Here is a 6296-nt window from a genome sequence, read left to right on the forward strand (position 1 = left end):
CGAAGCGTTCATCGCCCTCGCCAACACGATCATCATCATCCGCCGCCTCATCCGCATCGCCTGGACCACCCACCGCTGGGATAGCCGGCCAGCCCGACGACCGTGACCTACTGGCGGAACTTCTTAGCCGCTCATCTCACCATCCGTCACACCGTCTCATATTTCGAGAACTGCGGGAAGAGCGTCGTGGCGTCCCTAAGTTGGTGGCTCACCCGAGGCGAACTGGCCTCGACCAGAGAACAGGACCACCCACCATGTCCGACGACATCCTCGGCAGACAGTCCCGCACCGGGCTCTACGCCGTCATCGCCCTGGTCGTCGCCGCCCTGGTCGCGGGATACTTCTTCCTGCGCGGCGGCGACGAGGGCTCCGACGAGACCATCAACATCGTCGGCTTCGCCGTCCCGGAAGCCGCCAACAAAGCCATCGGCGAGGCCTTCAACAAGACCGACGAGGGCAAGGGCGTCAGCTTCAAGACCTCCTACGGCGCCTCGGGCGAGCAGAGCCGCAACGTCGAGGCCGGGCAGAAGGCCGACTACGTGCATTTCTCGGTCGCCAGCGACGTCGACCGCCTCGTCAAGGCCGGCCTCGTCGACGAGACCTGGGACGACGGCGAGAACAAGGGCATCGTGTCCACCTCGGTCGTCGTGCTCGGCGTGCGCGAGGGCAACCCGAAGAACATCCAGGGCTGGGACGACCTCGTCAAGCCCGGCGTCAAGATCGTCACCCCGAACCCGGCCTCCTCCGGCGCGGCCCGCTGGAACGCCCTGGCCGCGTGGGGCCACATCACCGAGAACGGCGGCAGCGAGGCCGAGGCCACGGCCTTCCTCGACGCGCTCTTCGCCAACGTCGAGGTGCTGACCAACAGCGGGCGCGACGCCACCACGAGCTTCCTCGACGGCACCGGCGACGTGCTGCTCGCCTATGAGAACGAGGCGATCCTGGCCGAGCAGAGCGGCGAGGGCTTCGAGTACGTCATCCCCGAGACGACCCTGCTCATCGAGAATCCCGGCGCCGTGCTCACCGACGCCACGCCCGCCGCGAGCGACTGGCTCGACTTCGTGCTCAGCGAGGACGGCCAGAAGGAGTTCGCGCTCAAGGGATTCCGCCCCGTGAACACCGCCCACCCCGGCGTCGTGGACCTGGAGGAGTACGGCCTCGAGCCGTCCGACATCGAGGGCGCGCGCGACGCCTCCGACCCCTACCCCGAGATCGAGAACCTGCTGACCCTGGAGAAGAACTTCGGCGGGCCGGGCTGGGACGGCATCGGCGACAAGCTCTTCGCCGACGGCAGCAAGGAGGGCGTCCCGAAGGGCATCGTGACCTTGTCCATCGAGAAGTCCGGCAAGGCCACCCAGTAACCCCAGCCCCAGCCCCACCGCCCGCGCCACCCGCGCCACCCGCCACCGACAGGAGAGACGCGTGAGTTCCCCCACGACGACCGACGACCAACCCAGACGGTCCCGGCCGATCCTGTCGACCACCCTGACCGGCGCCTCCGGACTCGGGCTCGGCGTGACCATGCTGTGGTTCAGCCTGCTGGTGCTGATCCCGCTCGCGGCCGTCATCGCGACGGCCGCGGCGGGCGGCTGGGAGGGCTTCTGGCGCGAGGTGACCAGCCCGCAGACCGCCCACGCCATCCGGCTCACCGTCACCGCGTCGGCCGCCGTCACACTGCTCAACGTCGTCACCGGCACGGTCATCGCCTGGGTGCTGGTGCGCGACGACTTCCCCGGCAAGAACGTCCTCAACGTCCTCATCGACGTGCCCTTCGCGCTGCCGACGATCGTCGCGGGCCTCGTGCTCGTCTCGCTCTACGGTGCGAACAGCCCGCTCGGCCTCCAGCTGTCGAACAGCGCGGCGTCGGTCTACCTGGCCTTCGCCTTCGTGACGCTGCCGTTCGTGGTGCGGGCCGTGCAGCCGGTGCTCGAGGAGCTCGACACCGACGTCGAGGAGGCGGCCGCCTCGCTCGGCGCGAGCCGGCTGACCACCTTCCGCCGCATCCTGCTGCCGAGCCTCGCGCCGGCCATCGCGGCCGGGGCGGCGCTGTCCTTCGCCCGCGGCGTCAGCGAGTACGGCTCGCTCGTGCTGCTGTCGGGCAACCTCCCGTTCCGCTCCGAGGTGACCAGCGTGCGCATCCTGTCGGCGATCGAGAACGACAACCCGGCCGGCGCGGCCGCCACCGCGACCGTGCTGCTCGTGGTCTCCTTCGCCGTCATCGTGATCCTCGACATCATCCAGCGAAGGGTGGCCCGCCGTGGCTGACGTCTCCCCCGCCCCGTTCGGCCGGCGCGCGGCGGCCTTCGCCGTCGACACCGCCCTCGCGGCCGTCCTGTTCGGCGCCATCGCCGCGCTCGCGGCGCTCATCGACGACCTCAGCGCCGACAACCCCACCGGCCAGAGCCCGGTCGGCGGCGTCCTGCGGGTCGTTGCCGTCGTCGCGACCCTCACCTGGGCCGTCTGGAACGGCGGCGTGCGCGAGGGCCGCTCCGGCCAGTCGGTCGGCAAGCGGCTGCTCGACCTCACCACCGTCGACCCGGCCACGCAGGCACCGCTCGGCACGCGCGCCGGAGCAGTCCGCTTCCTCGTGAAGTCGGCCGTCGGCGGCCTCTCCGCAGGCGTGCTGCTGTTGTGGCCGCTGTGGGACAAGGGCGGCCGGAGTCTGCCCGACAAGGCCGTGTCCAGTGTCGTGGCGAGCGGCGTCCCGGTCCCGGCCCACCGCTTCGTCGCCGCCCAGCGCGGCTCGGCGGTGCGGGTGGCGCTGCGCACGATCGCCCTCGGCTACGTGCTGCTGCTCGTCGCCTGGCCGGTCGCGCTCGTGGCGACGAACGCCTTCGAGAACGGATTCACCGCCTTCGTCGGCCTGGCAGGCGACCCCGAGTTCACCCACGCCCTCCAGTTGACGGTGATCGCCGCCATCGCCGCCGTCGTGGTCAACACGGTCTTCGGCATCTCCGTGTCGCTGCTGATCGTGCGCTACGAGTTCCCCGGCAAACGGCTGCTCAACGCGCTGCTCGACATCCCCCTGTCGGTCTCGCCGATCGTCGTCGGCCTCGCGCTCGTCCTCGTCTACGGCAGCCGCGACGGCTGGCTCGGCGAGGGTCTGGCGGGCGCCGGAGTCCAGATCATCTGGGCGCTGCCCGGCATCGTCCTGGCGACCGCCTTCGTCTCGCTGCCGCTGGTGATCCGCGAGGTGGTCCCGGTGCTCAAAGAGATCGGCACCGAGCAGGAGCAGGCCGCGTTCAGCCTCGGCGCGAGCAGCTGGCAGGCCTTCTGGCGGATCACCCTCCCGGCGATCAAGTGGGGCGTGGTCTACGGCGTCGTGCTGACGCTCGCCCGCTCGCTCGGCGAGTTCGGCGCGGTCAAGATCGTCTCGGGCAACATCTCCGAGCAGACCCGTACCGCCACGCTCGTGGTCGAGGAGCGCTACCTCAACTTCGACCACGAGGCCGCCTACGCCATCAGTTTCATCCTGGCCAGCATCTCGGTGGTCAGCATCATCGTCGTCTCCATCCTGCGCGCCCGTGCGCAGCGTCACCACTGATCGGAATACCGCCATGAGCATTGAGGTGTCCAGCGTCAACAAGCGCTTCGGCGACTTCGTCGCCCTCGACGACATCAACCTGTCCATCCCGAGCGGCCAGCTGACCGCTCTGCTCGGCCCGAGCGGCGGCGGCAAGACGACCCTGCTGCGCATCATCGCCGGATTGGAGAGCGCCGACAGCGGCTCGGTCGTGATCGAGGGCCAGGAGGCGACCCACCTGCCGGTGCAGAAGCGCAACGTCGGCTTCGTCTTCCAGCACTACGCGGCCTTCAAGCACCTGACGGTGGCGCGCAACGTCGCCTTCGGTCTGGAGATCCGCAAGAAGCCGCGGCCCGAGGTGGCCGCGAAGGTGACCGAGCTGTTGGAACTGGTGCACCTGACCCAGTTCGCGCAGCGGCTGCCGTCCCAGCTGTCAGGCGGTCAGCGTCAACGCATGGCGCTCGCCCGCGCGCTCGCCATCGAGCCGAGCGTGCTGCTGCTCGACGAGCCCTTCGGCGCGCTCGACGCGAAGGTCCGCAAGGAACTGCGCGACTGGCTGCGCCGCCTGCACGACGAGGTCCACGTGACGACCGTGTTCGTCACCCACGACCAGGAGGAGGCTCTGGAGGTCGCCGACCAGATCGTCGTCATCAACAACGGCAAGATCGAGCAGATCGGTTCCCCCGACGACCTCTACGACCGTCCGGCCAGCGAGTTCGTGCTGAGCTTCCTCGGCCCCGTCACCCGGCTCGGCGGCGAGCTGATCCGCCCGCACGACATCGAGATCTCCCGCCACGAGCAGGCCGCGACGGCGACCGGCGAGATCACCCGGTGGACGCGGGTGGGCTTCGAGGTGCGCCTGGAGGTCACGCCGGACGACGCCACGAGCCCCGAGCCGGTCCTGGTGTCGCTGACCCGGACCGAGGCGAACGCCCTCGGCCTGCACGTCGGCGACCGGGTCTGGCTGCGTCCGCAGGCGGGCGCTCAGACGGTCGCGGGCTGACGCGTCTCCAACGGCCCCGAGCCGACCCGTCGCAGCCGGACGTCGCCGCCCTTGCGCTCCAACGCGCGACGGGCGGCCTCGGCCTGATAGCGGTCGGCGCGGCGCGTCACGACCGCCGGCAGATGGTCGACGACGTTCACCGCGAGCGCGGGGCCGTAGCCGGTCAGCGCGCAGACCCGCCAGGTGATGTCGGGGCGCGAGGTCGGCGGGGCGTAGCCGTCGAGGATCACGTCGAAGGCGCCGTCGCGCACGAGCACGACCGGCTCGTGACGGCTCTTGCGGTGCTTACCCGGACGTTCCCGGCGGCGAAAGACCCACATGCCCCTTCCTCACCCCGACGACGGTGGACGGAGGGAATTCTACCGAGGCGGGCCGTGACCAGCGGTTATCGCGACTGTCGTGTCCCGGCGACGAAGATCAGCAGACCCCCCAGCGCCAAGCCCGCGCCGACGAGGCTGGGCGCCCGGTAGCCCTGCCCTGCGGCGATGACGATCGATCCGAGCCAGGCGCCGAGGCCGTTGGCGACGTTGAGCGCGGAGTGGTTGAGCGCCGCGCCCAGCATCTCGGCGTCCCCGGCCTCTTGCATCAACCGGATCTGCAGGTTGATGGCGAGCAGGGAGCCGAGGAGGCCGACGACGAAGACGAGTCCGCCGAGCGCCCACGCCGATCCGGCCAGTGGCACGACGAGCAGCAGCGTCACGACGGACACGGCGAAGCCGATGACGACCGAGCGCCAGACGTCCCAGTCGGCCATGCGTCCGGCGGCCCAGGTGCCGACGACCGAGCCGACGCCGAACGACAGCAGGAACAGCGGGACGGCGCGCTCGGGCGCTCCGGCCTCGTCGGTCACCAGCGGCGCGACGTAGCTGTACATGGCGAAGACGCCACCGAAGCCGATCATGCCCGTGGCGGCCGCGATCAGCACGTGTGGACAGGCGAGCGCGGAAAGCTCCTGGCGGACGGTCGCGCGCGGATTGCCGGGGGTCGCGGGGACGAAGGCCACGATGAGCAACGCGGCGAGCGCTGAGACGGCCAGGACGACCCAATAGGCGCTGCGCCAGCCGAGCCCTTGGCCGAGCCAGGTGCTCGCCGGGACGCCCGCGACGGTCGCCACCGAGAGTCCGAGCATGACCGAGCTGACCGCGCGGCCGCGTCGTTCGGGCACGACCAGGGACGCGGCGATGAGCGAGGCGACGCCGAAGTAGGCGCCGTGCGGCAGCCCGGCGACGAAGCGGGCGAGCATGACGGGCGCGTAGCTGCTGGCCAGCGCGGTGAGGGCGTTGCCGACGCCCAGCGCCAGCACGAGCGCGACGGCGAGTCCGCGGCGCGGCAGCCGGGCGGCGAGCGCCACGAGCAACGGCGCGCCGACGACCACGCCGGCGGCATAGGCGGTGATGATATGGCCGGTGGTCGGGATGGACTCGTCGATGCCGTCGGCGATCTGCGACAGCAGCCCCATCGTCATGAACTCGGTCGTCCCGATGGCGAACCCGCCCATCGCCAGCGCCAGCAGCGCCCATCCGAGGTGGTGGGCACGGGGCGTGGTCTCCGGGAGGGCGTCGCTACTCGTCACCCTCAGTTCAAGACGTTGCTGACCGCACCCATTCCCCAGAGCGCGGTGGCGCCTCTCACACCGCACTCGATCTAGTGGTGTGGCTCGCAAATAGGTATCTGTTTGTGTTGTAGGATGGAGCATGCGTTCTCCGGCAGCCCCCTTGAAGGTCTCCGCCTCCCAGCGTGAGGTGTTGGTCAAGGTGTCGCGTTCATCGA

At 70.3% G+C, this 6296-nt stretch carries 6 protein-coding genes and 1 pseudogene; 5 read left to right on the plus strand and 2 right to left on the minus strand.

Annotation, left to right across the window (positions count from 1 at the left end; genetic code table 11):
• The 5 genes and pseudogenes from QM621_RS09235 to QM621_RS09255 form a co-directional block, all read left to right on the plus strand.
• Positions 1-106 (plus strand): annotated as a pseudogene (locus QM621_RS09235) (IS5/IS1182 family transposase); the annotation flags it as partial.
• Between the two features lie 148 nt (positions 107-254).
• A complete protein-coding gene (locus tag QM621_RS09240; RefSeq protein ID WP_414990085.1) occupies positions 255-1361 on the plus strand; it encodes a sulfate ABC transporter substrate-binding protein in 1107 nt (368 codons plus the stop codon).
• A 61-nt stretch (positions 1362-1422) separates the two neighbouring features.
• Positions 1423-2265, plus strand: a complete 843-nt coding sequence (gene cysT / locus QM621_RS09245; RefSeq protein ID WP_414990086.1) for a sulfate ABC transporter permease subunit CysT — start codon at positions 1423-1425, stop codon at positions 2263-2265.
• Positions 2258-3544: a sulfate ABC transporter permease subunit gene (locus tag QM621_RS09250; RefSeq protein ID WP_414990087.1), complete on the plus strand. Its 1287-nt coding sequence runs from the start codon at positions 2258-2260 to the stop codon at positions 3542-3544. Before cysT ends, QM621_RS09250 begins: the two co-directional genes overlap by 8 nt.
• A 13-nt stretch (positions 3545-3557) precedes the next feature.
• The gene (locus QM621_RS09255; protein WP_414990088.1) at positions 3558-4526 is read left to right on the plus strand and encodes a sulfate/molybdate ABC transporter ATP-binding protein; all 969 of its coding nucleotides are present in this window, start codon (positions 3558-3560) and stop codon (positions 4524-4526) included.
• Here the strand turns inward: QM621_RS09255 and QM621_RS09260 are convergent.
• A complete protein-coding gene (locus tag QM621_RS09260) occupies positions 4508-4846 on the minus strand; it encodes a hypothetical protein (protein ID WP_414990089.1) in 339 nt (112 codons plus the stop codon). The two genes, QM621_RS09255 and QM621_RS09260, sit on opposite strands and share 19 nt — an antisense overlap.
• Positions 4847-4911: 65 nt before the next feature.
• Positions 4912-6099, minus strand: a complete 1188-nt coding sequence (locus QM621_RS09265; protein ID WP_414990090.1) for an MFS transporter — start codon at positions 6097-6099, stop codon at positions 4912-4914.
• Positions 6100-6296 lie beyond the last annotated feature (197 nt).

This window comes from Aeromicrobium sp. (assembly GCF_047606445.1).
GTDB lineage: Bacteria > Actinomycetota > Actinomycetes > Propionibacteriales > Nocardioidaceae > Aeromicrobium.